This window comes from Marivita sp. S0852 (assembly GCF_046591575.1).
Taxonomy (GTDB): domain Bacteria; phylum Pseudomonadota; class Alphaproteobacteria; order Rhodobacterales; family Rhodobacteraceae; genus Marivita.
Map to the genome: position 1 here is coordinate 95,690 of NZ_JBIQWA010000006.1, position 23,337 is coordinate 119,026.

The window sequence follows — 23,337 nt, forward strand, 5'->3', positions numbered from 1 at the left end:
GGATCACTCTGGCAATGCGACCGGTCCCCATTCGGGATAGGCGTCGCAGGGCGACGGGTTTTCCGCATGAAAGCCACCGCCCAGATGCCGGATGATCCCGGCCACGGCATTCAAAGAGGTCTGGACCGCCCCTTCGACCCATGCCGGTGTCCAGCTGACACCGTCACCGGCCATGAATATCCCGCGTTCATGGGGCGGCAGGGTGTCTTGCATGAAATGGCCGAACATCCGGTGATTGTAGCGGTAATGCCCCGGCAGCGCGCCTTTGAAGGCCCCCAGGAAGTTGGGGTCGTCTTCCCAGCTGATGGTGATAGGATCGCCCAGAATATGTGACCGGATGTCAACCTTGGGATAGATTTGCGCCAGCGACGACAGCGCCAGGTTCACGCGTTTTTCCACCGGCAGCGGCAACACCTTGAGAGCGTCGGTCATCCACGAATAACTTAAACAGATGACAGACGGTTTGTCCGGCCCGTTGTCAAACAGGTAGGTGCCGCGCGTCATGCGGTCGGTCAGGGTCATCGACATCACATCGCGTCCGGTTTCGGGGTCTTTGTCTTTCCAGAACGGCCGATCCACCATCACAAAGGTCTTGGCCGATTGCATATAGCGGGTCCGGTCCAGCGCCATCCACAGATCATGCGAGAACAGGGATTCCTGAGTTTCGATCACCGTGGACAGCAAGTGGCTTTGACAGGTGACCAGAACGGCATCGAATGTTTCGGCCCGGTGCCATTGATCGGTGACTTCCAGTCTGCCGTTTTGCCGCCTGATCCGCGTGACCCCGGCGCGGGTTGCGCCGTGATGGAGTTTGGATAGGGTTGTGCCAACAGGCCAATGCACAAGAGCCTCGGGCGCGTGGGTCCAGAGTTTGTGGGGCACCTGACCGACACCGCCGACCATATAGCGTTGATGGTCGTCACATTCGGTGACGTTCACCCGCAGGATTTCCAGCATGGAATTGGGAAAATCGGAATCCCACCCGCCTGTGCCGAACCCGACCTGCCCGAACACCTCGCGGTGGTGAAAGGACAGCGCCTGAAACGCGGCGGAGGAAGCGACGAAATCATAGAAGGTGCGTTCATCCCACTGGGCTACGATCGGGTTCCAGATGTCCTTGATCCGGGCCTTGTCGCGCAGGCGGATCGCCTCTTTCAAGGCAGCGAAATTTGCCCCGTCTTCCAGCGCGCGGTCATAGGCCCTGGCGACCTCGTGAAACAGCACAGGCAGGTCTGCCAGCGTTTCGGCGTAATGGGTTTTGCCCAGCAGGTCTATGACGGTTGATCCGGCGGCTTTGGTCAGTGGGTTTGGAAAGGGTTTGCTTTGGATGCCCAGCATATCGACATATCTGTAAAACCCGGTGGACGAGACCGGAAACCGCATGCCGCCAAGTTCGGCAATGACGCCTTCTGCGCCTTGAAACGCCTGCGACCGCAGGCGGCCGCCAAACTGGCCCGCCTCGAACACAACCGGTCTGGCCCCCAGTTTCATCAATTCATAAGCCGCAATCACCCCGGCGGCCCCCGATCCGATAATGGCCACCCTGGCCCCGTGGGCGGTGTCGGGCAGATGGCCCAGCCCCTTGGGATGGGTGATCCAATCATCGTAGGCAAACGGAAAATCCGGCCCGAACACAGAAACTTTGGTCATCAAGGCACCCTTTGTATCAGCGCGTCAGTATAGATCGGTGCGGCGATCCGCGAGGTGATGTTGTTGTTTGCGGCATCGGTCAAGCGCGTCATGGCGCAATTCGGCAATCAGCAGATCGGGCTGGTCCGCAGGGGCGCGCGCCAGATCGGCACCGTCGGGGCCGCAGATGCAGGACAGGCCACCATAATGGAACGCGCCTTCGCGGCCGATGTAATTGGCATAAGCCACATAGATCGCGTTTTCTTCGGCGCGGGCCGGAACCAGCCGGGTGGCGACGCTGTCGAACGGGATCATGTTGGCGGTGGGCACAAGGATCAGATCCGCCCCTTGCAGTGCCAGCGCGCGAGCCAGTTCGGGAAATTCGATGTCATAGCAAATCGCAAGTCCGATGGACCAGCCATTCAGGGTAACCACACCCGACAGGGCCGCGCCTGCGGTGAATTGTGTGCGGTCCACATCGCCGTAAAGATGGGTTTTGTGGTATCTGCACCGTTCCTTGCCCGTGGCATCCAGCAGAACACCCGCGTTAAACGGTGCTTCTGGTCCTCTGATCGCCAGACCCACGGCCAATGCGATCTGGTGCTTTTGCGCAAGACGTGCGGCGGCGGTGATCAGCGCGTCGTCGGACGCGGCCAGAGTGTGACAGCGATCCGCGCCAATATTATAACCGCCCAGTGTCATTTCCGGCGCAAGCAGCAGGTCCGCCCCCAAAGCACGAGCCCGTTGAGCGGTTTGACCCAAAGCCGTCAGCGCCGCGTCGGGATCGTGTATCGGTGCGGTTTGCCAAAGCGCGAGTTTCAAAAGACCGTCCTTTTCCCCAACCATGCGCCGGTTTCGCGCAGATTTGCAATCTTTGTGCCGCGTCGGGACATGCCATTTTGGTGCCGCAGACTGCGGTCTGAAGGAAGGATTTATTTGGGCACAATATGAAAGAAATATTTAATGCTTGAATATTTGACACAAAACTAACATGCTGGCGCGATCTGACGTCAGGACCATGCCTTGCCTCTTCCGATCGAGACACTTCTTGCGAACTCTATGCGCGATGGCAGCAAGGCCGACAAGGCGATTGCCAGCTATATGAGCAGCAGCCTGACCGAGCTGCCGTTTGAAACGGCCGCAAGCATCGCGTCGAAAGTAAAGGTCAGCGAAGCCACGGTCGGCCGCTTTTGCCGTTCTATCGGGTACGAGAATTTCAGAGATCTGAAAGAGCATCTCAAGGGACAGGTCGGGGATCACCCTTGGCTGGTCAGCGAGCGCCTGAACGAACTGCGCAAAACATCGTCGAACAACACAACCCATCTCGCACGGGGGATGGAGATGGAAATCGCCGGTCTGGTGTCGGTCTATGAACTGGCGACAACGCAGACCTGGCAGAATGTGGTCAAACGGCTGGCCACGACCGACCGGGTGTTTGTTGCCGGGTTTCAGACCGAACGCGGTCTGGCGCAGTATTTTGCAAACCAGCTGCATTATGTGCGGGACCGGGTGACGCTGGTGGATCTGGCGTCTGGCAATTTTTCCGAAGTGCTGGCCAGCGATACCGCAAGCTGTCTGGTGATCTTCGAGGCGCGTCGCTATTCGCGCCAGGCCAAGGTTCTTGCCCAACAGGCGCAGGCCGCGGGTCTGCCGGTGACCTTGATCACGGATGTGTTCTGTGACTGGGGCAGCGAGGTGACAGACGAAATGCTGGCCGTGCCCACGCAGGTCAACCAATTCTGGGATTCCACCGCGCTGATGGCAAGTTTGGGCAACCTGCTGATCAACGGCGTTTTCATGGAGCTGGGTCCAGAGACCGCCCACCGCCTTGAGCGGATTTCGCAGCTGTTCGGGCGCTTTACCGGGCATGTGGGTGATCCGGTCGCGCAAGTGATGAAATGACAGATTTATTTTCAACGGGAGATCAAACGTGAATCCAACATCCATTCTGGCCGCGACACTGTTGGCGTCGGGGCTGGCCGCGCAGTCGGCGGCAGACACTCTGACAATCGGAACCGAAGGGGCGTACCCTCCGTTCAACTATATCGAATCCGACGGCACCATCGCGGGGTTCGATGTTGATATCGCCATGGAGCTGTGCGCGCGCCTTGAGGTTGAATGTGACATCGTCGCACAAGACTGGGACGGGATCATTCCCGGATTGCTGGCCAACAAATACGATGTGATCGTGGCGTCGATGTTCATCACCGAAGAGCGCAAGAAACAGGTCGATTTCACCGATCCCTATTATCTGGCGGCAATGACCCATGTCACACCCAAAGACAGCGGCATCACCGAATTCACCAATGACGCGCTGTCAGGCATGATCATCGGCGCGCAATCGGGCACCACACAGGCGGATTACGCCGAGGCGACCTATCCCGATGCGGACATTCGTCTGTATCCAACGCAGGACGAGGTCAATCTGGACATGGCAAGCGGTCGTATCGATCTGCAGGTGGGGGATATGCTGCCGATGCTGGAGTGGACCACCAAATCCGAGGACGGGGCGTGCTGTGAATTGGCCGGTGAGCCGATAACCGATCCGGCCTTTGTAGGCGAGGGCGTCGGCATGGCGGTGCGGCAGGAGGATGACGACCTGCGCGAAAAGCTGAACCAGGCTCTGGCCGATATGCGCGCGGATGGCACCTATCTTGAGATCAACAACAAATATTTCGACATCGACGTCTACACGATGAAGTAAAGCACCCGTCCCTCCATTCACAAGGCTAAGCGATGTTTGAGCTCTTTGCATATGGCGATGCCGGTTGGGGGGACGAGATTCTGCGCGGGCTGGCGATGACGGTGCAGCTTGCCCTCACCACGCTGCCGGTTGGTCTGGCGCTTGGGTTCGTTGCGGCGTTTCTGTCCTTGTCGCGGCTGGGTGTGCTGCGGTTTCTGGGCTTTGGCTATACGACCATCATGCGCGGCCTGCCCGAGATCCTGACCCTGTTTGTGGTGTATAACGGGGTTGGGCTATTGCTCAATTCCGCGATCCGCTGGTGGAACCCCGACAGCGACGCGGTCAATTTCAGCCCGTTTGCAGCCGGTGTCATTGCGCTTGGCATGGTGTTTGGGGCCTTTGCCGGAGAGGTGATCCGCGGCGCGTTCAATTCGCTGGATGCCGGTCAGGCCGAGGCGGGTCGCGCCATCGGCATGACCCAGCGGCAGATCTTCTTGCGCATCCAGTTGCCGCAGCTGTGGCGCTTTGCCTTACCGGGGCTGGGCAATCTATGGATCAACATGCTCAAAGATACCGCGCTGGTGTCCGTTATCGCGCTGGATGATCTTATGCGCATGACCAAAGTTGCGGTGGGCGTGACCAAACAGCCGTTCACCTTTTACCTTGTGGCCTGCCTGATTTACTGGGTGCTGTGCCTGCTGTCCGAGCTTGTGCTTGACCGCATGGAACGTCGCGCAAATCGCGGCATCCGGAGGGCCTGAGATGACCCCGATCGAAATTCTGATCGAATACTGGCCCCGGCTTCTGGATGGCACGGTGATGACGATCAAGCTGACCTTTCTGGGGGCGCTGATCGCTGCATTGGTGTCGCCCGGTCTGGCGTTGATACGGGTGCAGGCCCCGGTGATGCTGCAAGTCCCGGTGCGGGTCTATATCTCGTTCATGCGCGGCACGCCGATCCTCGCACAGCTGTTTCTGATCTATTACGGCTCTGGCCAGTTCCGGCCAATCCTGACCGAATGGGGGCTGTGGACCTTTTTTCGTGATCCGTTCAATTGCGCGCTGTTGGCCTTTGCGCTGAATTCGACAGCCTATCAGACCGAGATCCTGCGCGGCGGGATCATGGGCGTGAACAGGGGCGAGATCGAGGCCGCCCGTGCCATTGGCATGACCCGCCTGACCACATTGCGCCGCGTGGTGTTTCCGCATGCCTACCGGATCGCGTGGCCCGCTTTGGGCAACGAGGTGATTTTGTTGATGAAGGCCAGCGCGTTGGCCAGTGTGGTTACGGTTTTCGATATCATGGGCCGCACGCGGCAGATCTTTTCAAGAACGTTCGATTTTTCGATCTATCTTTGGGCGGCGGTCATTTACCTGTGTATCACGGCGGTATTTGTTCTGATCTGGCGACAGATCGAACACCGCCTAAGCCGCCATATCGACGCGCCTCACGCCAATCGCGTGGGGGCGGTTCCCCTGAAAGAAGGCCAAGGATGACCCAACCGGACAGTGTTTTGAAAGCCGAGGACATTCGCAAATCCTTTGGCGAGGTCGAGATGCTCAAGGGGATTTCCCTTGAGGCGCGCCAACATGATGTGATTTCGATCCTTGGCGCATCGGGGTCCGGCAAATCGACCTTTCTGCGCTGCCTGAATTTTCTGGAAACGCCAAGCTCTGGCAAAGTGACGGTGCATGGCGAAGATGTGCTGGTCAAGAACGGCAAGCCGCAAAACCTGCGCCATATCGAACGCATACGCAGCCGGTTGGGAATGGTATTTCAACAGTTCAACCTGTGGACGCATCGCACCGTTCTGGAAAACGTGATGGAAGGGCCGATTCAGGTCAAACGCATCGCCCGCGCAGAGGCGCGTGACAGGGCCGAAGCGTTGCTGACGCGCGTCGGCTTGCAAGACCGGATGCAGATGTATCCCGCGCATCTTTCGGGCGGACAGCAACAACGCGTGGCCATTGCACGGGCTTTGGCGATGGACCCGGACGCGATCCTGTTTGACGAGCCGACATCCGCGCTTGATCCGGAATTGGTGGGCGAGGTTCTTAAGGTGATGCAATCGCTTGCCGCCGAAGGCCGCACAATGATTGTGGTGACCCATGAAATGGCTTTTGCCCGCGATGTGTCGTCCGAAGTTGTGTTCCTGCATGAAGGCCGTATCGCGGAACGCGGCCCGCCGGATGTTATGTTCAACACCCCCAACACGTCCGAATTCCAGCGCTTTATCGCCAAGGTCAAATAACGCCCCACACCGCGCCTGCGCGGTTTTCTCAAGTCAGGTGACCCCCCATGTCAGACCACCCCGATATGTCCTTTGGCCCGCCCCATGCGGGCAGCATCGTGATCGAAGCCGCCGAGCTGCGCATCGTCAGTCTGCCTTTGCTGACCCCCTTTGTCATCTCGACCGGCACGATGACCTGCAAGACCTTTCCGCTTTTGGTGCTCAAAGGCGAAGGGCTTGAGGGCGTGGCCGAAGCGGTGATGGACCCGACCCCGGACTACCTGGAGGAAACCATCCCCGGTGCGATGGCCTTTCTGCGCGATGGGCTGCTGCCGTCGATCCTTGGCAAACGCTTTGGCTCCCCTGCCGAGCTTGACCGGTATCTTGCACCGTGGCGCGGCAACCGGATGGCCAAGGCGGTTGTGGAAATGGCGTTCTGGGATCTGTGGTGCAAGCGGCTTGAGCTGCCTCTCAAAGCGGCGCTTGGCGGTGTCCGGGACCGTGTGGATGTGGGAGTCAGCCTTGGCATCGCGCCCATCGACACCACGCGAGAGCGCATCGAGGCGGCCTTGGCCGATGGCTACAAACGCATCAAGCTGAAAATCGCGCAGGGCCATGATATCGCTCTTCTTGAGGCGGTGCGGGCGCGCTATCCCGACATCAAGCTGACGGTGGATGCCAATACCGATTACGGTCTGGCCGATCTGCCGGTCCTGCAGGCGATGGATGCGTTTGATCTGGACTATATTGAACAGCCGCTGGCCTTTGACGACATCCACGACCACGCTCAGGTGCAGGCGGCGGTGAAAACCGCCATTTGCCTTGATGAAAGCATCCGCAGTCCCAGTGATGCCCGCAAGGCGCTGGAGGCGCGCGCGGCCCGTGTGATCAACATCAAGGTCGGTCGGGTGGGCGGCTTTGGCGCGGCCCGGGCGATCCATGATGTCAGCGCGTCGTTCGGTGCCCCGGTCTGGTGCGGGGGCATGCTTGAGGCGGGTATTGGGCGCGCGCATAACATTCATCTGTCGACGCTGCCGAATTTCTCCAAACCCGGCGATACGTCAAGCGCCAGTCGCTATTTCCAGCGGGATATCATCAACGAACCGCTTGAGGCAGAGAATGGCGAAATGCCGGTGCCCGGCAGCGGTGCCGGGATTGGTGTGACGTTGGATCGGGCCTATCTGGACACAGTCACCGATCATATCGAGGAGGTCAGACCATGAGCCATGACGCGTCTGGCCTGATCATCCGGGAATTGCAGTCGGTTGACGAACTCAAACGCTCCGAGGCGTTCCAGCGCGAGGTCTGGGGCAAGGATGACCCTGCCGACAATTCCGACATCATGCTGGCGTTGCAGCATGAAGGCGGATTGGTGGCGGGTGCCTTTGCCGGGGACCGGATGCTGGGCTTTTTGTTCGGCTTTCCCACCAGCCGCCCGGAGGTGCAGCATTCGCATCGGCTTGCCGTGCATCCCGACAGTCAGGGACTGGGGCTGGGGCGGAAACTGAAATGGTATCAACGCGATTGGTGTCTGGAGCGGGGGATAACCCGCGTGCGGTGGACCTATGATCCGCTGCGCCGCATCAATGCCAGCTTGAATATCGACAGACTTGGGGCCACTGCAGCCACCTATTACACCGATTACTACGGCAAGATGGAAGGCATCAATGCCGGGGTTGCCTCTGACCGGTTGCTGGCCGAATGGGATCTGACGGCCCCCGATGTCGTGCGCCGTGCGCAGGGGTCTTATTCACCGGACCCCAAAGCGCGGGACGCCGCCGATCTGCGGGTATCTATCCCGGCGGATTTTGCAACGCTTCTGTCGGTCGACCTGAAAGAAGCGATTGCCGAACGCCTGCGGGTGCGCACCATTCTGACCGATGCCTTTGCAAAAGGCTTGCGTATTTCCGGATTTGATCCCGACGGCTGTGCCTATCTGTTGACCAGACCATAAGCGCCGCTTTCAGACCCTTGTGGCTAGGGAGCGATGTCGGGCGCTGCATCGCGGGTGGGCGCGCGCCAGTTTGTCAGTTGATCCAGCAGGGCCACGGCAAAGGCGGCGGTAAACGCGCCAATCAACGTCAGCACCACGCGCGAGGCAACAGCCGTGCCAAGATCTTGGGTGCTGAGCGCGCCCGCAATCAAAGCGAGTGCGGCCGGAAACGCATTCTGGAACGCCATATGCGGACGCGGGTCGTGCAGCATTTTTTGACCAACCCAGAACCCGGCCAGAAAGATCAGGCCCAGAAGGATCGGCAAACGGGGCGACATCACGTAAACCGCCAGAACCGCAACGGCAAGCACGCTGCCATAGAGCGTGGCGCGCATCCGTTGGCGGGCTTCGAAAAACACCGCTTCGCGGGTTGGAAAGACCAAAACAAGCGCGGCCATGATGGCCAGCATGATATCCGAGGGCGGCATCACGGCGTATAACCAAAAGCTCAGCCCCAGCAGCACGGTCGCGCGGATCGCGGCCCCAATGCTTGTGTTGCCCTGTTGCGGCACGGGCTCGTCGACATGCTGATCGCGGGTGCGCGGCGGAACCAGAACATAGGCCAGCGGGATCACAACCAGCGCCACCAGCGCGGCTTTGTAGAACTCATCGCGCACCACCGCGACCGCAGCATCGCCGTTCATTCCGATGACCGAAAACAGCACGGCCAGAATGATGATCAGCATCCCCGGCGCGGCCCCGGTGCTGAGGATCATACGAAAGCCGATAAAATAGACCAGCCACATGGACCCTGCATAGACCACGGCAAGCGGGTGCATCCAGGCCACGAACCACGCCATGAGCGTGGCAAGCACACAAACCGCAATCGGCCCCGCGATAACCTTAACGGGGGCAAAGGCCTTGCGCTGTACGGCGGCCATGCCAACGGGCAAGGCGGCCATGATCGTCGGCATCAGCGGGTCCATGATCGGCACCGCCGCATAGGACAGCGCCCCGGTCAGGCCAAGGCGGACGCCGAACAGCGGATCATCGGCAAGCCGGGGGCGGGGGATGACATACATCGTCTAGTGCAGATAGCTGAGCCAGGCCCGCACACGCTGTGTGGTGCGCGCGGCCAGGGCGAACAGCCCGCTGTCGCCATTTGCGAAAATCAGGACGTGCGCCTTGCCTCCGACGCGGACAGAGTAGGGCCAATTCTCCATGCCGCCCTCCAGTTCGATCCGCACGGGAATGCGGCGCGCGGGTTCGAACCATTGGTTGGTGGTCTGGCTGGCCACAAGCCCGTTCTGCACAGAACGCCCCGGCGCGATCCCCCAGGCCACGCTTTGCACGCGGGCGTCAAAGATCTGACCGGGCAGCGCGTCGAACAAGACATGCGCGGTGTCACCTGCCTCTACATTCTGAAGCTGGTTTTCGCGCAGATCCACCGTGACCCAGGCCGCTTCGGCGTCGATGAAGGTCATCGCGGGATTGCCTGCGCCGATGAACTGACCTTCCGACAGCGTCACATTGGTCACCGCACCCAGGTGCTGTGCGCGGACGGTTGTGGAGGCAAGATCGTATTGGGCCTGCTCAAGCTGGGCCGAGGCCGCGCGCAGGGCGGGGTTTTCATCATCCTGCGGACCCAGCTGTGCGCGGGCGCTGTCCAGTGCCGCCTGCGCCTGTTCCAGCCCGGCTTCGGCCGATGTGACAGCCGCACGGGCCTGATCCCCACGGGCGGCGGCAACGATCCCGCGCTCTTCGAGCTTGAACGTGCGTTCGGCATCCGCGCGGGTGTTGTCCAGCGCGGTGCGCGCCTGTGTGACAGCGGCTTGGGCGGCAACGATGGACGCGCCCGAGGCATCGACCGATTGTAGCGCCCCGGCAAGATTGGCCTCGGCCTGACGCACCGCCAGTTCAAACGGGCGCGCGTCAATCGAGAACAGCGGATCACCGGCCTGCACCACGGCGTCGTCGGTGACGTGCACTTGGGTGACGGTTCCCGACACCCGCGGCGCAACCTGCACCACATAGGCCGAGACACTGGCGCGCGCGCTGCCGGGAACGGTGCGGTCCATGATGGCGTAGATTGCGGCGATCACCACAAGAAGCACAACAACACTGCCCGCAATGATCTTGGGCGTGGTGTCAGACGAGGCGGGGGGTGCGGTATCGCTCACCAGCAGTCCTTTCTTATGTGATTGGGCACCGATGTCATGGTGGTGCAGCGCGGAATTGATAAACCGTGCCGGTTTGCATTTCGATCTGCAATGTTTCGTTTTCGACGACCATATGCCGGACGACACGCTTTGCCGGGGTCAGCGTTCATCGCGCCGGTCCCGTGTGATGCTTTCGGCAATGGCCGTGGCGGCGGCCACAAAGATGCCCAATCCGCAGATCACATAGACCATGGTAAACACCTTGCCCGGCACGGTTTGCGGGGAAAAGTCACCATAGCCGACAGTCGCGATGGTGATGACAGAGAAATAAATCGAATCCAGAAAACTCCAGCCTTCGACATACCAGTAAAACGTGGTCGCGATCAGGATCAGAACAAAGGTCAGGGCCATAAGACCCTGCACGCGCTCTTCTGAGAACGCGGTGAAAATGCCGCCCAGCAGCCGTATAAGAACCTTTCTGAACATCCCGCGCCCTGTTTTCGAAAAATGCACTTTGCAAAGTGTCTGATCCCACAATTCGGTGGTGTACCGCGTCGTTGGGCTGGAAGAAAGCAAAACGGCACAAAACCGTTCATTGGGGGCACGATGCCTATGCCGGAGGTTCGTCTTGCGGGTCAGGCTGTGTTCTGGCCGAATGGCGCTTTCGTTGCTTCCCTTAACGACAGATTGCGGTACAGATGTATGCAAACATACGCCATGACAGCACCGGTGAATGTTGCTAGGTGCTGGTATCATGGCCGCAAGGCAAGGTCACGGAGTGCGCCTTTGAAACGTTTTTTCTTGTCCGTTCTGGGCTATCTGGTGGCAAATGCGGCGGGGCTGTTGCTGGCCATTCTGTTGCTGCCCGGGTTCCTGATTGCGCCGCTTGGGTTTCTTGTTGCAGTGCTTGTGTTCACCGTCGTTCAGGCGGTTGCCGGTCCTGCCGTGACATCCCTGGCCAAGCGCAACATGCCCGAATTGCTGGGCGGAATATCATTGGTCACGATCTTTGTCGGATTGTTCGTCACCGCGTCTTTCCTGCCGTCGATGCAGATCGGGGGCATTTCGAATTGGCTGGCGGCCACGCTTTTGGTCTGGCTGGGCAGCCTGATCGCGGCTGTCGTTCTGCGACGCTATGGTCCGCCATCGGAGCCAGCGCCCGAATAACGTTCGGTCGTTATCCTATGCGCGGTTTTGAATGACTTTGGGGCACGGCTAATTTTGTGCCAAACTATGAATTTGCAATTGGTTCGCCGTAAAGGGTCTTTAAGATGAATAAATCAATGTTGCCCATCCTCGGGTCTGTTCTGGCTGTCGGGCTGATCTCTGCCAGTTCCGGGTTCGCACAGGACAAGGCTGATCGCATCTGGTCGGGTGGACCGATCCTGACGATGACCGATGACACCCCGACAGCCGAGGCGATTGCCGCCAAGGATGGCAAAATTCTTGCCGTTGGAACGTTGGAAGAGATGATGGCGCACCAGGGCGACGCCACGGATATGGTTGATCTGGCGGGCGAAACGCTGTTGCCGGGATTTGTTGACGCGCATGGGCATGTGTTCATGATCGGGGTGCAGGCCAGTTCTGCCAATATGCTGCCTGCGCCGGATGGCACCGTGAACGATATCGCGGCGATGCAAGAGGAGTTGCGCAGCTGGTTCGACGCCAACCCAGAGGTGATCGAGGCGGCGGGGTTTCTGCTGGGCTTTGGTTATGACGACGCGCAATTGGCCGAACAACGCCATCCGACCCGGCAGGATCTGGATGCGGTGTCGACCGACATCCCCATAGTTGTTGTCCATCAGTCCGGGCATCTTGCGGTGTTCAATTCCAAGGCTCTGGACGTGGCCGGTATCGGACCGGACACACCCGATCCCGAGGGCGGTGTGATCCGCCGCGAGGACGGGACAGATATGCCCAATGGCGTGCTTGAGGAAACAGCGGTTGCGGCGGCATTTCCGCCTTTGCTGACCGAACTTGATGTAAACGCGGTGCCGCAACTGGTGACCAAGGGGGCCGCGCTTATTGCAAGCTATGGCTACACAACCGCGCAGGAAGGGCGGGGCAATCCGCAGATCGGCGGTTTGATCCGGTCAATTGCCGATGCGGGGGCGTTGGATATCGACGTTGTCATGTATTCTGACATCCTTTTGGGGCGCGATTATATCGTTGAAAACAAATCGCAAGACTACACCAACAGGTTCCGTATCGGAGGCGCAAAGCTGACGATTGATGGCTCTCCGCAGGGGTTTACCGCATTGCGCGACCGGCCCTATTACAACCCGCCAGAGGGTTTTCGCGAAGATTATGCAGGCTATGCCGCGGTGCCCACGGATGACATCTTTGATCAGATGGATTTCGCCTTTGAGAATGACATCCAGATCATGGTTCACGCCAATGGCGAAGGCGCGATGGACCTGCATATCGCGGCACTTCGTGCAGCAACTGACGCACATGGGTCGGCCGATCGCAGGCCGGTTCTGATTCACGGTCAATTCGTGCGCGAAGATCAGATCGACGCCTATAAGGCGCTGGGTGTGTTCCCGTCGCTGTTTCCGATGCACACGTTCTACTGGGGCGACTGGCATCGCGACCGCACGGTGGGGCCGGTGATTGCCGATAATATCTCGCCCACCGGATGGCTGGTCGAGCGGGATATGATGTTTTCGTCCCATCACGACGCGCCGGTGGCGTTTCCTGATTCCATGCGCATTCTGGATGCCACAGTCACGCGGCGGTCGCGCTCTGGCGACATTCTTGGACCGCAGCACCGCGTCGATGTGATAACGGGGCTCAAGGCGATGACGATCTGGCCCGCCTATCAGCATTTTGAAGAGGATATCAAAGGCTCTCTTGAGGTTGGCAAACTGGCCGATTTCGCGATCCTGTCTGCGGACCCGACCGCGGTTGATCCCGAAACGTTGGATACGATTCAGGTGATGGAAACCATCAAGGAAGGCGACACGATCTTTCGCCGCGATTGAGGTTTTGACCCGCCGCGCCTAGCGGTTGCTGCACCCAACCTGAACACCGTTGTCACAATGCGCCTTGAGCCGGGCGGTGTCGGCCTCGGTCCAACCCTCCGGCGCGGTCACTTGTACCCAAGGCGCGATATAATCCTGCGCATGATAGGCGTGCCCGTGTCCGGGCGGCGCGCCAAAAGCCAGCGCCATGTCCAGTGCAAGCTGGAACTGTGTCACAATCGGCACAAAGCGCAGATGCTCTGACGCGTCGGCGGCGGGTGGGTCGTTCATCCATGGCGGTGCCCGCCACAGCGACGCGGGATCGTAGAACACGATGGGGTCGCTTGAATATTGCAAAAACACGATCCGCATCCCGCCCCAATCGGCCTCTGCCTGCGACGCGTCCGCCACTTTTGACGCATAGCGCACCAGCGACCCATCCCCGATTGTCGGCAAAACCCAGGGGCTGCCCTCGGCCCGGGTGGTCTGGACATAGTTCCAGAACCCCGACGGAAAGGGCGGGCCGACCCAGAACGCGCCATCAATCGGATCGCCGACAAGCCGAAACAGGTTGGTCGCATACATCGACGACCACGCCCCAAGGCTCAGCCCATGCGCATAAAGCCGGGGCCTGTTATCGGGTGGCAGGGTTTTCCAGTACTCATGCACCACCTCCAATGTGGCGGTGGCCTGCTCCAATCCGGTTTCCGTCTCAAAGATCAGCGCCAGCGGCGATTGCAGGAACGAGTATTGCGAGCCGACAGTAGCGATATCGCCGCCATGCATATATTCCACCGGATCATGCGATCCCGGGTCCATCCAGCCGGTGCCTGTCGGGCTGGTGACAATCAGCACCTTGCGGTCAAACGCACCCTGTCGTTGCAATTCGGCCAAAGCCAGTTCGGCGCGTTCTTCTGGGGTGTCGCCATTGGCGCGGCCGACATAGACGCGGATCGGCTCCAGCGCAGGTTGCCCGGTGAACGCCGCAATCGCCGCAGCATCGGGACCGGTGGTGATGAAATCGCGGCCCGGTTTTCCCATGGCCGCCCAATCCACAAGCGATGCCGCACTTCCGGTCTTGGCCGGATCGGTGGGTGGGGGCGGTGCGTTGTCGAACAGGTTTTGCGCCGCCTCATAGCTGGCATCCAGCCCGGCGACCACACGGTCCAGAATGCCGTCGCGGGTGACGATAAGCAGCAAAACCGCCACCAGCAAAACTCCCAGCACATTGGCGCGCCGCTCTGGCATGACGCGCAACAATCGTTTGCGCACCCAACGAAACAACACCGCCACCAGCGCCCCCAGCGTAAAGGCCAGCGCAAATGTCACCAACGCAACCGCCAGAATGGTGGCAATATGCAGCCCATCGGCAGGCTCCATGCCCATTTTGCCGCGCAGATCATTCTGCCAGGTCAGGCTGGATGTGATTGTCCAGACAAACAGTGCCGCCACCAGCACTCCCGCGCCGATGGTCAGGGTCTGCGCCAATCTGCCCTGCAACACGGGCATGTCGGCGGCGCGCCAGATCAGGGCAATGATCCGCCCGGTCAGATACCCGATGGCCAGAACCAGCCCGCCAAGAACGCCTTGCACCTCTGGTCCACGCGGGATCAAGGACGGCGTCAGCGCAGCTGCAAAAAACAAGGCACCCAACAGAAAACTGGGCCAGGAAAAACTTTGAAATACAGATTTCACCAATCGCATGCTGACCTCGTTAACAGAGCCTCGGAGCGGCTCGCAGGGCATAGGTTTCTTGTCCGTGCAGCCGAGACCGTGGCCGAACGAAATCAGATTGTGTTACCGAAACCCCAGCCAGTGAGCGTCGGGGTTTTCGCTACAGAATTCCGACAAACGGATCAAAAGCGCGCTGTAATTGTCTGGCCCACCCTTGGCCAGACCTTGAATATAGGTTGCCGCAAACAGCAACCCGACGGAAAATTCATCCGACATGTCGGCCGCGTCCTCTGCCGGGACCGTGAACAAAGCTCCGATATCCGTACAGGTCGCAGTGTCCAAAACGTAATTCCGCGCATCGCGCACGCTGTCCAGCGACAGGGTTTGCGCCATCGCAAGATGCGGCAAAAGAAGACACACAACAATCAAACTCCGCATCACAGTTCCTTGTCATTGAAAAAGCCTTGCCAAAGTCAACATAACGCGGCCGCACTGTCCAGTGCCGAACGGTGGTGTAAAGCAGATCAAAGTCCAGTTCTGGGAGGGATGAGGCAAATACGCATAGGATATGCGCATAATTGACGCGCATGTCGTGGCGTGATACCATTTCGGCAGGAGGTCGCCCATGAACAGCCAGCCGCGAAAGCCCACAAACCTGTCCCTGGACGCCAGTTTATTGAGCGAAGCCAAGGCGCTGAACGTAAACCTGTCGCGCGCCGCTGAAGACGGGGTACGCCATGCCGTTGCCGCCGCCAAGGCCGCCCAATGGACCGCAGAGAACGCCGCAGCGCTGCAAAGCTCTAATGCGTATGTAGACGACCACGGTCTGCCGCTTGAGGCGTATCGCCAGTTCTGATGCCGAAATACGACGTCTTTCCCAACCCGTCAGGCGATGGGTTCCTGCTGGACGTGCAAAGCGACTTGCTCAGCGATCTGAACACGCGCGTCGTGGTGCCTTTGCTGCCCATCGCACACGCGCCAAAACCCGCGACACGGCTGAATCCGGTTTTTGATATCAACGGCGAACGCGTGGTGATGGTCACGCAATTCATGGCCGCTGTTCCGATGGGGATGCTTGTGTCCTCTATCGGGAACCTCAATGCAGAGTTCGACAAGATTACGGCAGCCGTCGATATGCTGATGCAGGGATTTTGATAAGGGCCGTCGCAGCGAAGTCCGCTATCAGCATTTCGAATACCCAGTTCGTGCTAAAGGTCGCGCGCAACGTCACCGGTGCCTGTATTCAAAAGGCGACTTGAGCGGAATTGGTGGCAGCGACACGTGCGCGACCCGGTCGAAATCGAGGGTGGTTCCGACCGCTGAACCATTGCCCTCTGACGCGCTGCGAAATTTTGGCCAATCATTTAATCGAGCGTGGTTTTGCGTAAACCAATGTTCGGAACAAGACTGCACAGTGAGGACTAATCTTGACAAATTTTGAGACAACCCGCCAGCAATTCGATCTGCCCGAGGGCATGATCTATCTGAACGGCAATTCCCTGGGTCCGATGCCGAAAGCGTCCGTGCCTGCGATGACCAGCTTTCTCAACGACGAATGGCGCACCGAGTTGATCAAGGGTTGGAATACGAAAAACTGGTTCATGCAGACCAACACGCTGGGCGACCGTGTCGGCCGCCTGATCGGCGCGCCCGAGGGCACGACCGTCGTGGGCGATACCCTGTCGATCAAGGTGTTCCAGGCGGTCGCGGCAGGCATGGCGATGGTGCCCGATCGCCGCGTGATCCTGTCGGACAATGGCAATTTTCCCACCGATCTTTACATGGTCGAAGGGCTGATCAAGCTGAAGGATGCAGGCTACGAGCTGCGCACGCCCGATCCCGAGGACGTGATGGACAGCATCACCGAAGAGGTCGGCGTGGTGATGATCACCGAGGTCGATTACCGCACGGGCCGCCGCCATGATATGAAGGCAATCATTGAAAAAGCACACGCCAAAGGCGCGGTTGTGGTCTGGGATCTGGCCCATTCGGCGGGGGCTGTGCCGGTCGATGTCGGTGGAACGGACACCGATTTCGCCATCGGCTGCACCTATAAATACCTCAATGGCGGCCCCGGCGCGCCGGCGTTTATCTATGTGGCACCCCGGTTGCTGGAGACGGTCGAGCCGTTCCTGTCGGGCTGGTATGGTCACGAGGCGCCCTTTGCCTTCGACACCGATTACCGCCCGATGCCGGGCAAGATCGAACGAATGCGCATCGGCACGCCGTCGATTGCGTCTTTCGCGCTGCTGTCGGTCGCGCTCGATATCTGGGATCAGGTCGATATGGACGAGGTGCACGCCAAATCGGTCGATCTGTCCGAGTTGTTCATCCGCGAAGTCGAGGCGCGGTGTCCCGGTCTGAAACTGGTCAGCCCGCGCGATCCGCAGGCGCGCGGCAGCCATGTCTCCTTCGCTTTCGAGCATGGCTATGCCGCGATGCAGGCGCTCATCGCCGACAACGTAATCGGCGATTTCCGCGCGCCTGACGTGATGCGCTTTGGCATCACGCCGCTTTTCGTGAACGAGGCGGATATTCTGGGCGCAGTCGACAAGCTCGAACGCATCCTCAAGGAAGAGCGCTACAAAGAAGAGCGGTTCCAGAAACGCTCTTTGGTGACATGAGCCGGAGGAACATCCTCTTCATCATGTGCGATCAGCTCAGATGGGATTATCTGGGCTGCTCGGGCCATCCGTCGATCCGCACGCCGAATATCGACGCGCTGGCGGCGCGCGGGCTGCGGTTCGACCGCGCCTATGTGCAATCGCCGATCTGCGGGCCAAGCCGGATGAGCTTTTACACCGGGCGCTATGTGCGCAGCCACGGATCGACCTGGAACATGGTGCCGCTGAAGCTGGGCGAGCGGACTTTGGGCGAATATCTGCGCCCGCTTGGCCTGCGCACGGTGCTGTGTGGCAAGACGCATATGACCGCCGATATCGAGGGGATGCAGCGGCTTGGCCTGACCAAATCCTCGGAGATCGGTGCGCTGGTGGCGGAATGCGGGTTCGAGGTGTGGGACAGGCTCGATGGCGTGCATCCCACGGGCGGCAAGGTTCCGTCGCATTACAACGATTATCTGGCCGAAAAGGGCTATGACGGCGAAAACCCGTGGCAGGACTGGGCCAATTCCGCCGAGGACGCCGATGGCACGATCCTGTCCGGCTGGCTGATGAAAAACGCAAGGCTGCCCGCGCGCGTGAAGGCCGAGGATTCCGAGACCAATTACACCACCACCCGCGCGATGGAGTTCATCGACCAGGCGGGCGACGATCCGTGGTGCCTGCATCTGAGCTATATCAAGCCGCACTGGCCCTATATCGCGCCTGCGCCCTATCACGAGATCTATGGTACCGATGACGTGCCCCCCGCCACGCGCAGCGAGGCCGAGCGGGACGATCCGCACCCCCTGCTTGCCGCCTATCAGGCGCATCGCACCTCGAAATGCATGGCGCGCGATGATGTGCGCGAGGCGGTGATCCCGGCCTATATGGGCCTCATCAGCCAGATCGACGACCAAATCGGGGTGCTGATGCGCCATCTGGAAGCGGCGGGGAAGCTGGACGAGACGCTGATCGTCTTTACCTCGGATCACGGCGATTATCTGGGCGATCACTGGTTGGGCGAAAAGGAGCTGTTTCACGAACAATCCGTGCGCATCCCGCTGATCGTGGTCGATCCGGACAGCCGCGCCGACGCGACGCGCGGGCAGGTGAACACCGATCTGGTGGAAGCGATCGACCTCGTGCCGACTTTTATCGAGGCGTCCGGCGGCACGGTGCCGGATCACATTCTGGAAGGTCATTCGCTGATGCCGCTCGTGCATGGCGCGCCGGATTGGGCGCGCGATATTGCCGTGTCGGAATACGATTTCGCCTTCCGCGAGGCGCGCATCCTGCTGGGCACCGCGATCAAGGACAGCCGCGCGGTGATGGTGTTCGACGGGCGCTGGAAGATGGTGCATGTCACCGGCTTCCGCCCGATGCTGTTCGATCTTGAGACCGATCCGCAGGAATTCACTGACCTTGGCACCGATCCCGCCCATGCCGCCACCCGCGACCGGCTTGGCGGCGCGCTGCTGCGCTGGACCGAGCGGCTGCGCACCCGCACCACGATGACGGATGCCCGCGTCGATCAGCTGACCGAGATCGAGAAGGATGAAGGCATCTGGATCGGGGTCTGGGACGAAGCGGATGTGGCACGCGCGAAGAAAGCGCCGAAAGGCAGGTCCTGACGCTGGGCCACCACGTTCATCAAATGGAGGAGAAGACATGAAACTCAAAGCCCTTGGCCTCGCCGCAGCAACGGCGTTGTCACCCCTTGCCGCATTGGCGGAATACCCTGAAAAGCCTGTCTCTTTCGTCGTGCCGTGGCCTCCGGGCGATCTGGCGGACATCACCACGCGCATCATCGCGGACGAATTTCAGAACACCTATGATGTCGCCTCGGCGGTGCTCAACAAGCCCGGCGGCGGCGGCGGGCCTTTCCCCGGCGCGGTCTATGTCGCGCAGCAGCCCGCCGATGGCTACACGGTCGGCGCTCTGGTCAACGCGATCCCGGCTTTCGGCGATCAGGTCGGCATTCCCGATCTCAATCCCAACCCGTTCGAGCCGCTGGGCATTTACCTGACCTATCCCTTTGTCATCGCGGCGCGCGGCGACCTTCCCTTCGAGACGGTTGAGGAACTGGCGGAGTATTCGCAGGACAACGCCGTCGTGCTGGGCCATTTCGGGGCGCGTCTGCTGCCGACACGCGCGACCTTTGCGCTGGCCAAGACAACGGGGATCGAACTGGCCTCGCACGCGGCTTTCGATGCGCTGGATTGCAACACGCTGGCCTCGGGCGATGCCGATCTGATCACCGTGACGGTGCAGACGATCCTGCCCTGCATGGACAGCGTCAACGTGCTGGCCACCTTCGGCGATACCCGCCTGCCGCTGGCCCCCGACGCGCCCGCGGTGACCGAGATCGTGCCGGATCTGAACCTGTCGCTCTGGAACGGGCTGTTCGTGCACAAGGACACGCCGCAGGACGTGCGTGACAAGATCACCGAAGTTGCGCAGCGCGCGGTGGCCTCCGACCGGATGCAGGAGATCGCGGAAAAGACCGGCGCGTTGATCGAATGGTCGACCCAGGAACAGGCGCAGGAGCGGATCGCGTCGGACAAGGCGGCGCTGGCGGTGATCAACGAGCTTCTAAAGTAAGCCGACAATTGCGGGAGGAGACAGCATGACCCCATTGCCGAACAGAATTCTCAAGATGTTTCGCCGGGATCGGCAGCGCGGAGATTTCGTGTTCGCGGTGGCGATGCTGGTCTTCTCCCTCTTCCTGCTCGTCAGCTTCCCGTCGCAAACGACGCCGGCGGAGTTCACCGCCTGGTCCGCACAACCGACGCTTTGGCCCGGTATTGCAGTGGTCGGGATGGTCGTATTCTCCGCATTGAACCTGCTCGGCTCCGTCATGTCGCCGCGTATTCCGGGCCGGCTCAAGGAACTGCGTGTCTGGCTGGGCTTTGCCGAATTCGCCGGGTGGTTCATCCTTTATGTGCTGCTCGTGCCGATCCTCGGCTACCTGCCGATGAGCATCCTGATGGCGGTCGCGCTGGTTTGGCGCAGCGGCTATCGCAGCAAACGGATGATGCTGGTCGCGGTTCTCATGGGCGTCGGCACGGTGCTTTTGTTCAAGACGGGGCTGCGCGTGAACGTCCCCGGCGGCGCGCTTTACGAGCTGTTCCCGGCGGGCATCCGCAATTTCTTCATCGTCTATCTCTGAGGGACCGATCATGGAAAACCTGCTGCCCGCGCTCGATCTTCTGATGCAACCGGCGGTGCTGGTGGCCTTGCTCATCGGCTCGGTCGGCGGCGTCGTCATCGGGGCCATTCCCGGTGTCGGCCCCGCCGTGGCCATCGCCATCCTGTTGCCGACCACCTTCATCTTCGAGCCGCTCGTGGGGCTGTCGCTGCTTTTGGGCATCTACGGATCGTCCATGTATGGCGGTGCGTTGCCCGCGATCCTGATGAACACGCCCGGCACGGCGGTCAACGCGCTCACCACCTATGACGGCTATCCGATGACACGCAGCGGGAACGCGCAGCGCGCGCTGGGGCTGGCGTATTCTGCCTCGTTCTTCGGCGCGGTCGTGTCCATCGTGGCGCTGGTGCTGCTCATGCCGGTGCTGGCCAAGGTCGCGCCGATGTTCGGATCGCGCGAGATCTTTCTTGCCGCGCTGTTCGGGATCATCCTGATGATCCTCACCCATCGCGGCCAGGTCTTTGCCGCCGGGATGATGACCTGTTTCGGCATCCTGCTGAACACGGTCGGGATGGAGCCGATCAATTACACCCAGCGCTTCACCTTCGGACAATCCTGGCTCAGCTCGGGCGTGAACCTCGTTGTCGTCGTGTTGGGGCTTTTCGCACTCAGCCAGGCGTTTTTGCTGCTCTCAGGGTCGGACAAACATGTTGAGCCGCAAAAGGTGAGCGGCAGCATCTTCAGCGCCATGCGCGAATTCTGGCAGCACAAGCGCGTCGCCGCCGTGTCCTCCAGCGCCGGTGTCGGGATCGGGATCATTCCGGGCGTGGGTGAATTCGTGTCGCAATTCGTCGCCTATTCCTATGCCTCGCGCACCTCGAAAACGCCCGAGGAGTTCGGCAAGGGCGCGCCCGAAGGGCTGATCGCGTCGGAGGCGGCGAACAATTCGGTTCCGGCCGCTGCGCTCATCCCGCTGCTGGCGCTTGGCGTGCCCGGCGAAAGCCTGACCGCGATGATGCTGGCGGTGTTCTATGTCCACAATGTCGTGCCGGGGCCGCAGCTTTTGACGCAGCAGATGGATTTCGTCATGGCGCTTTATATCGCACTGCTGCTGCTCAATGTCTTTGCGCTTCTGTTCCTGCTTGCCTCGACCCGCACCCTGATCCGGGTGATCGCCATTCCGAACCGGATCGTCGGAACGCTGGTGCTGATGTTTTCCTTCGTCGGGGTTTATTCGCTGCGCAACTCGCTCACCGATTGCCTGATTGCCACGGGTTTTGGCCTGTTCGGTGCTATCCTCAAGCGGCTGAATATCCCGATCGTGCCGATCATCCTCGGCATGGTTCTGGGCGGCATCATGGAAGCCAAGTTCCGCAGTGCCATGACGCGCATTCAGTCGCCGCTCGATCTCTTTGATCGTCCGATCTCGGCGGTTCTGATCCTGGCGATCATCGGGTTGCTGATCCTTGCGGCACGCTCTGCCGTGCAGCAATATCGTGAACGCTGTACCTGACATTCGGGGCGCGGGTGCCCCACGAAATGCGGGCCGTTGGGCCCGCGCCTGACGGCAAATGTGAAAGTTTGCTTTTCACGACATCTGGCGTATATACTTAGATATATCCAATGAGGCGATGTGATGATTGAGACCAAGATCCGTAAAGTCGGCAACTCCGCTGTCATGACCCTGACAACCGAAATGCTGACGATGCTCGACGCCAAAGAGGGGGATACGCTTTTCGTCATCCGCGGCGATGATGGCAGCCTGAAAATCACACCACACGATCCTGCGGTCGCGACTGCTCTGGCGGCGGCAGAGATCGTCATGGATGAGAACCGCGATCTGCTTCAGGCTCTTGCTTGACCGAGCCAATCTGGGTTCCGCTCTCCGCCGTCTGTATCATTCATGATCGACAGATATCCCGCCATGGCGGCGCATCCGGAATGCGGGATCAAGCGCTCTTGGAGATGGGCTGCGCACGGGCGATGAACCTCGCCGCATATACGGACGCGGGCCTCGCAGAGATCGCGTCAGCCTATGCTTTCGGCATTGCCAAGGCGCATGCCTTCGTGGATGGAAACAAGCGTACGGCCTTCGTGACTGCGCTCACATTTCTGCGGCTTAACGGCTACTCTTTCCGGCCCCCGCCGGTTGAGGGTGTGAAGATGATGGAAGATCTTGCCTCGGGGCACGTCAGCGAGGCAGGGTTCGCCAAGTGGCTCTTGGGCGGAATGACCCCGCTCTGAACCTCGACGATCTCTTCGACAGACCCTGACCGTCATCTGTCAAGCCCCGCTGCTTCTCCAGCGAGGCGTT

At 60.2% G+C, this 23,337-nt stretch carries 25 protein-coding genes; 18 read left to right on the forward strand and 7 right to left on the reverse strand.

Going from position 1 to position 23,337, the window contains the following annotated elements:
• Positions 1–3 precede the first annotated feature (3 nt).
• Entirely contained in the window at positions 4–1,650 is a 1,647-nt protein-coding gene (locus tag ACG74X_RS14585; RefSeq protein ID WP_411235776.1) for a flavin monoamine oxidase family protein, read from the reverse strand.
• A gap of 24 nt (positions 1,651–1,674) precedes the next feature.
• Entirely contained in the window at positions 1,675–2,475 is an 801-nt protein-coding gene (locus ACG74X_RS14590) for a carbon-nitrogen hydrolase family protein (protein ID WP_411235777.1), read from the reverse strand.
• Positions 2,476–2,652: 177 nt separating this feature from the next.
• Between ACG74X_RS14590 and ACG74X_RS14595 the strand changes: the two genes are divergently transcribed.
• The 7 genes from ACG74X_RS14595 to ACG74X_RS14625 are packed head-to-tail and all read left to right on the forward strand — an operon-like array spanning position 2,653 to position 8,497.
• Entirely contained in the window at positions 2,653–3,531 is an 879-nt protein-coding gene (locus ACG74X_RS14595) for a MurR/RpiR family transcriptional regulator (protein WP_411235778.1), read from the forward strand.
• 28 nt (positions 3,532–3,559) lie between these two features.
• The gene (locus ACG74X_RS14600; protein WP_411235779.1) at positions 3,560–4,333 is read left to right on the forward strand and encodes an ABC transporter substrate-binding protein; all 774 of its coding nucleotides are present in this window, start codon (positions 3,560–3,562) and stop codon (positions 4,331–4,333) included.
• A gap of 32 nt (positions 4,334–4,365) precedes the next feature.
• A complete protein-coding gene (locus ACG74X_RS14605; RefSeq protein ID WP_411235781.1) occupies positions 4,366–5,073 on the forward strand; it encodes an ABC transporter permease in 708 nt (235 codons plus the stop codon).
• 1 nt (position 5,074) lies between these two features.
• Positions 5,075–5,809: an ABC transporter permease gene (locus ACG74X_RS14610; RefSeq protein WP_411235782.1), complete on the forward strand. Its 735-nt coding sequence runs from the start codon at positions 5,075–5,077 to the stop codon at positions 5,807–5,809.
• Positions 5,806–6,564, forward strand: a complete 759-nt coding sequence (locus tag ACG74X_RS14615) for an ABC transporter ATP-binding protein (protein WP_411235783.1) — start codon at positions 5,806–5,808, stop codon at positions 6,562–6,564. The genes ACG74X_RS14610 and ACG74X_RS14615 overlap by 4 nt, the downstream gene beginning before the upstream one ends.
• Before the next feature lie 47 nt (positions 6,565–6,611).
• Entirely contained in the window at positions 6,612–7,766 is a 1,155-nt protein-coding gene (menC, locus tag ACG74X_RS14620) for an o-succinylbenzoate synthase (protein ID WP_411235785.1), read from the forward strand.
• Complete coding sequence (locus tag ACG74X_RS14625) at positions 7,763–8,497, forward strand: GNAT family N-acetyltransferase (RefSeq protein ID WP_411235787.1); 735 nt, start codon at positions 7,763–7,765, stop codon at positions 8,495–8,497. Before menC ends, ACG74X_RS14625 begins: the two co-directional genes overlap by 4 nt.
• Before the next feature lie 23 nt (positions 8,498–8,520).
• Here the strand turns inward: ACG74X_RS14625 and ACG74X_RS14630 are convergent, their stop codons facing one another.
• The 3 genes from ACG74X_RS14630 to ACG74X_RS14640 all read right to left on the reverse strand — a co-directional run bounded on the left by ACG74X_RS14630 (position 8,521) and on the right by ACG74X_RS14640 (position 11,121).
• Positions 8,521–9,558, reverse strand: coding sequence for an FUSC family protein (locus tag ACG74X_RS14630; protein WP_411235788.1), 1,038 nt, complete (start codon positions 9,556–9,558; stop codon positions 8,521–8,523).
• 3 nt (positions 9,559–9,561) lie between these two features.
• Positions 9,562–10,656, reverse strand: coding sequence for an HlyD family secretion protein (locus ACG74X_RS14635; RefSeq protein WP_411235790.1), 1,095 nt, complete (start codon positions 10,654–10,656; stop codon positions 9,562–9,564).
• A gap of 138 nt (positions 10,657–10,794) precedes the next feature.
• Complete coding sequence (locus tag ACG74X_RS14640; RefSeq protein ID WP_411235791.1) at positions 10,795–11,121, reverse strand: potassium channel family protein; 327 nt, start codon at positions 11,119–11,121, stop codon at positions 10,795–10,797.
• Positions 11,122–11,421: 300 nt separating this feature from the next.
• On the opposite strand from ACG74X_RS14640, the gene ACG74X_RS14645 reads away from it, so the two are divergent.
• Both ACG74X_RS14645 and ACG74X_RS14650 read left to right on the forward strand, forming a co-directional pair.
• On the forward strand, positions 11,422–11,802 hold the full coding sequence (locus ACG74X_RS14645; protein WP_411235793.1) for a hypothetical protein: 381 nt from the start codon (positions 11,422–11,424) through the stop codon (positions 11,800–11,802).
• 104 nt (positions 11,803–11,906) lie between these two features.
• Complete coding sequence (locus tag ACG74X_RS14650; protein ID WP_411235795.1) at positions 11,907–13,619, forward strand: amidohydrolase; 1,713 nt, start codon at positions 11,907–11,909, stop codon at positions 13,617–13,619.
• An 18-nt stretch (positions 13,620–13,637) separates the two neighbouring features.
• Here the strand turns inward: ACG74X_RS14650 and ACG74X_RS14655 are convergent, their stop codons facing one another.
• Positions 13,638–15,302: an alpha/beta hydrolase gene (locus ACG74X_RS14655; protein WP_411235796.1), complete on the reverse strand. Its 1,665-nt coding sequence runs from the start codon at positions 15,300–15,302 to the stop codon at positions 13,638–13,640.
• Positions 15,303–15,395: 93 nt separating this feature from the next.
• Positions 15,396–15,710 carry a hypothetical protein gene (locus ACG74X_RS14660; protein ID WP_411235797.1) on the reverse strand — a complete coding sequence of 105 codons (315 nt, stop codon included), beginning with the start codon at positions 15,708–15,710 and terminating at the stop codon, positions 15,396–15,398.
• Between the two features lie 187 nt (positions 15,711–15,897).
• Between ACG74X_RS14660 and ACG74X_RS14665 the strand changes: the two genes are divergently transcribed.
• The 9 genes from ACG74X_RS14665 to ACG74X_RS14705 all read left to right on the forward strand — a co-directional run bounded on the left by ACG74X_RS14665 (position 15,898) and on the right by ACG74X_RS14705 (position 23,267).
• Positions 15,898–16,128 carry a type II toxin-antitoxin system CcdA family antitoxin gene (locus ACG74X_RS14665; RefSeq protein ID WP_411235798.1) on the forward strand — a complete coding sequence of 77 codons (231 nt, stop codon included), beginning with the start codon at positions 15,898–15,900 and terminating at the stop codon, positions 16,126–16,128.
• Positions 16,128–16,427 carry a CcdB family protein gene (locus ACG74X_RS14670; RefSeq protein WP_411235800.1) on the forward strand — a complete coding sequence of 100 codons (300 nt, stop codon included), beginning with the start codon at positions 16,128–16,130 and terminating at the stop codon, positions 16,425–16,427. Before ACG74X_RS14665 ends, ACG74X_RS14670 begins: the two co-directional genes overlap by 1 nt.
• Positions 16,428–16,699: 272 nt before the next feature.
• Positions 16,700–17,896, forward strand: a complete 1,197-nt coding sequence (kynU, locus tag ACG74X_RS14675; protein ID WP_411235801.1) for a kynureninase — start codon at positions 16,700–16,702, stop codon at positions 17,894–17,896.
• Positions 17,893–19,506, forward strand: a complete 1,614-nt coding sequence (locus tag ACG74X_RS14680) for an alkaline phosphatase family protein (RefSeq protein WP_411235802.1) — start codon at positions 17,893–17,895, stop codon at positions 19,504–19,506. Before kynU ends, ACG74X_RS14680 begins: the two co-directional genes overlap by 4 nt.
• Positions 19,507–19,543: 37 nt before the next feature.
• Positions 19,544–20,476 carry a tripartite tricarboxylate transporter substrate-binding protein gene (locus ACG74X_RS14685; RefSeq protein WP_411235803.1) on the forward strand — a complete coding sequence of 311 codons (933 nt, stop codon included), beginning with the start codon at positions 19,544–19,546 and terminating at the stop codon, positions 20,474–20,476.
• Positions 20,477–20,501: 25 nt separating this feature from the next.
• Positions 20,502–21,044, forward strand: a complete 543-nt coding sequence (locus ACG74X_RS14690; RefSeq protein WP_411235804.1) for a tripartite tricarboxylate transporter TctB family protein — start codon at positions 20,502–20,504, stop codon at positions 21,042–21,044.
• Positions 21,045–21,054: 10 nt separating this feature from the next.
• Positions 21,055–22,536, forward strand: coding sequence for a tripartite tricarboxylate transporter permease (locus ACG74X_RS14695; RefSeq protein WP_411235806.1), 1,482 nt, complete (start codon positions 21,055–21,057; stop codon positions 22,534–22,536).
• A gap of 123 nt (positions 22,537–22,659) precedes the next feature.
• Positions 22,660–22,884 carry an AbrB/MazE/SpoVT family DNA-binding domain-containing protein gene (locus ACG74X_RS14700; protein WP_411235808.1) on the forward strand — a complete coding sequence of 75 codons (225 nt, stop codon included), beginning with the start codon at positions 22,660–22,662 and terminating at the stop codon, positions 22,882–22,884.
• Complete coding sequence (locus tag ACG74X_RS14705) at positions 22,881–23,267, forward strand: type II toxin-antitoxin system death-on-curing family toxin (RefSeq protein WP_411235809.1); 387 nt, start codon at positions 22,881–22,883, stop codon at positions 23,265–23,267. The genes ACG74X_RS14700 and ACG74X_RS14705 overlap by 4 nt, the downstream gene beginning before the upstream one ends.
• Positions 23,268–23,337 lie beyond the last annotated feature (70 nt).

Excerpts from the sequence above, each read along its gene's own strand:
- menC (WP_411235785.1), top strand. The coding sequence starts at position 6,612 with ATGTCAGACCACCCCGATATGTCCTTTGGCCCGCCCCATGCGGGCAGC.
- ACG74X_RS14650 (WP_411235795.1), top strand. The coding sequence starts at position 11,907 with ATGAATAAATCAATGTTGCCCATCCTCGGGTCTGTTCTGGCTGTCGGG.
- ACG74X_RS14615 (WP_411235783.1), top strand. The coding sequence starts at position 5,806 with ATGACCCAACCGGACAGTGTTTTGAAAGCCGAGGACATTCGCAAATCC.
- ACG74X_RS14630 (WP_411235788.1), bottom strand. The coding sequence starts at position 9,558 with ATGTATGTCATCCCCCGCCCCCGGCTTGCCGATGATCCGCTGTTCGGC.
- ACG74X_RS14695 (WP_411235806.1), top strand. The coding sequence starts at position 21,055 with ATGGAAAACCTGCTGCCCGCGCTCGATCTTCTGATGCAACCGGCGGTG.
- ACG74X_RS14655 (WP_411235796.1), bottom strand. The coding sequence starts at position 15,302 with ATGCGATTGGTGAAATCTGTATTTCAAAGTTTTTCCTGGCCCAGTTTT.
- ACG74X_RS14690 (WP_411235804.1), top strand. The coding sequence starts at position 20,502 with ATGACCCCATTGCCGAACAGAATTCTCAAGATGTTTCGCCGGGATCGG.
- ACG74X_RS14680 (WP_411235802.1), top strand. The coding sequence starts at position 17,893 with ATGAGCCGGAGGAACATCCTCTTCATCATGTGCGATCAGCTCAGATGG.
- ACG74X_RS14700 (WP_411235808.1), top strand. The coding sequence starts at position 22,660 with ATGATTGAGACCAAGATCCGTAAAGTCGGCAACTCCGCTGTCATGACC.
- ACG74X_RS14665 (WP_411235798.1), top strand. The coding sequence starts at position 15,898 with ATGAACAGCCAGCCGCGAAAGCCCACAAACCTGTCCCTGGACGCCAGT.
- ACG74X_RS14670 (WP_411235800.1), top strand. The coding sequence starts at position 16,128 with ATGCCGAAATACGACGTCTTTCCCAACCCGTCAGGCGATGGGTTCCTG.
- ACG74X_RS14610 (WP_411235782.1), top strand. The coding sequence starts at position 5,075 with ATGACCCCGATCGAAATTCTGATCGAATACTGGCCCCGGCTTCTGGAT.
- ACG74X_RS14640 (WP_411235791.1), bottom strand. The coding sequence starts at position 11,121 with ATGTTCAGAAAGGTTCTTATACGGCTGCTGGGCGGCATTTTCACCGCG.
- ACG74X_RS14605 (WP_411235781.1), top strand. The coding sequence starts at position 4,366 with ATGTTTGAGCTCTTTGCATATGGCGATGCCGGTTGGGGGGACGAGATT.
- ACG74X_RS14625 (WP_411235787.1), top strand. The coding sequence starts at position 7,763 with ATGAGCCATGACGCGTCTGGCCTGATCATCCGGGAATTGCAGTCGGTT.
- ACG74X_RS14685 (WP_411235803.1), top strand. The coding sequence starts at position 19,544 with ATGAAACTCAAAGCCCTTGGCCTCGCCGCAGCAACGGCGTTGTCACCC.
- ACG74X_RS14590 (WP_411235777.1), bottom strand. The coding sequence starts at position 2,475 with ATGGTTGGGGAAAAGGACGGTCTTTTGAAACTCGCGCTTTGGCAAACC.
- ACG74X_RS14585 (WP_411235776.1), bottom strand. The coding sequence starts at position 1,650 with ATGACCAAAGTTTCTGTGTTCGGGCCGGATTTTCCGTTTGCCTACGAT.
- ACG74X_RS14660 (WP_411235797.1), bottom strand. The coding sequence starts at position 15,710 with ATGCGGAGTTTGATTGTTGTGTGTCTTCTTTTGCCGCATCTTGCGATG.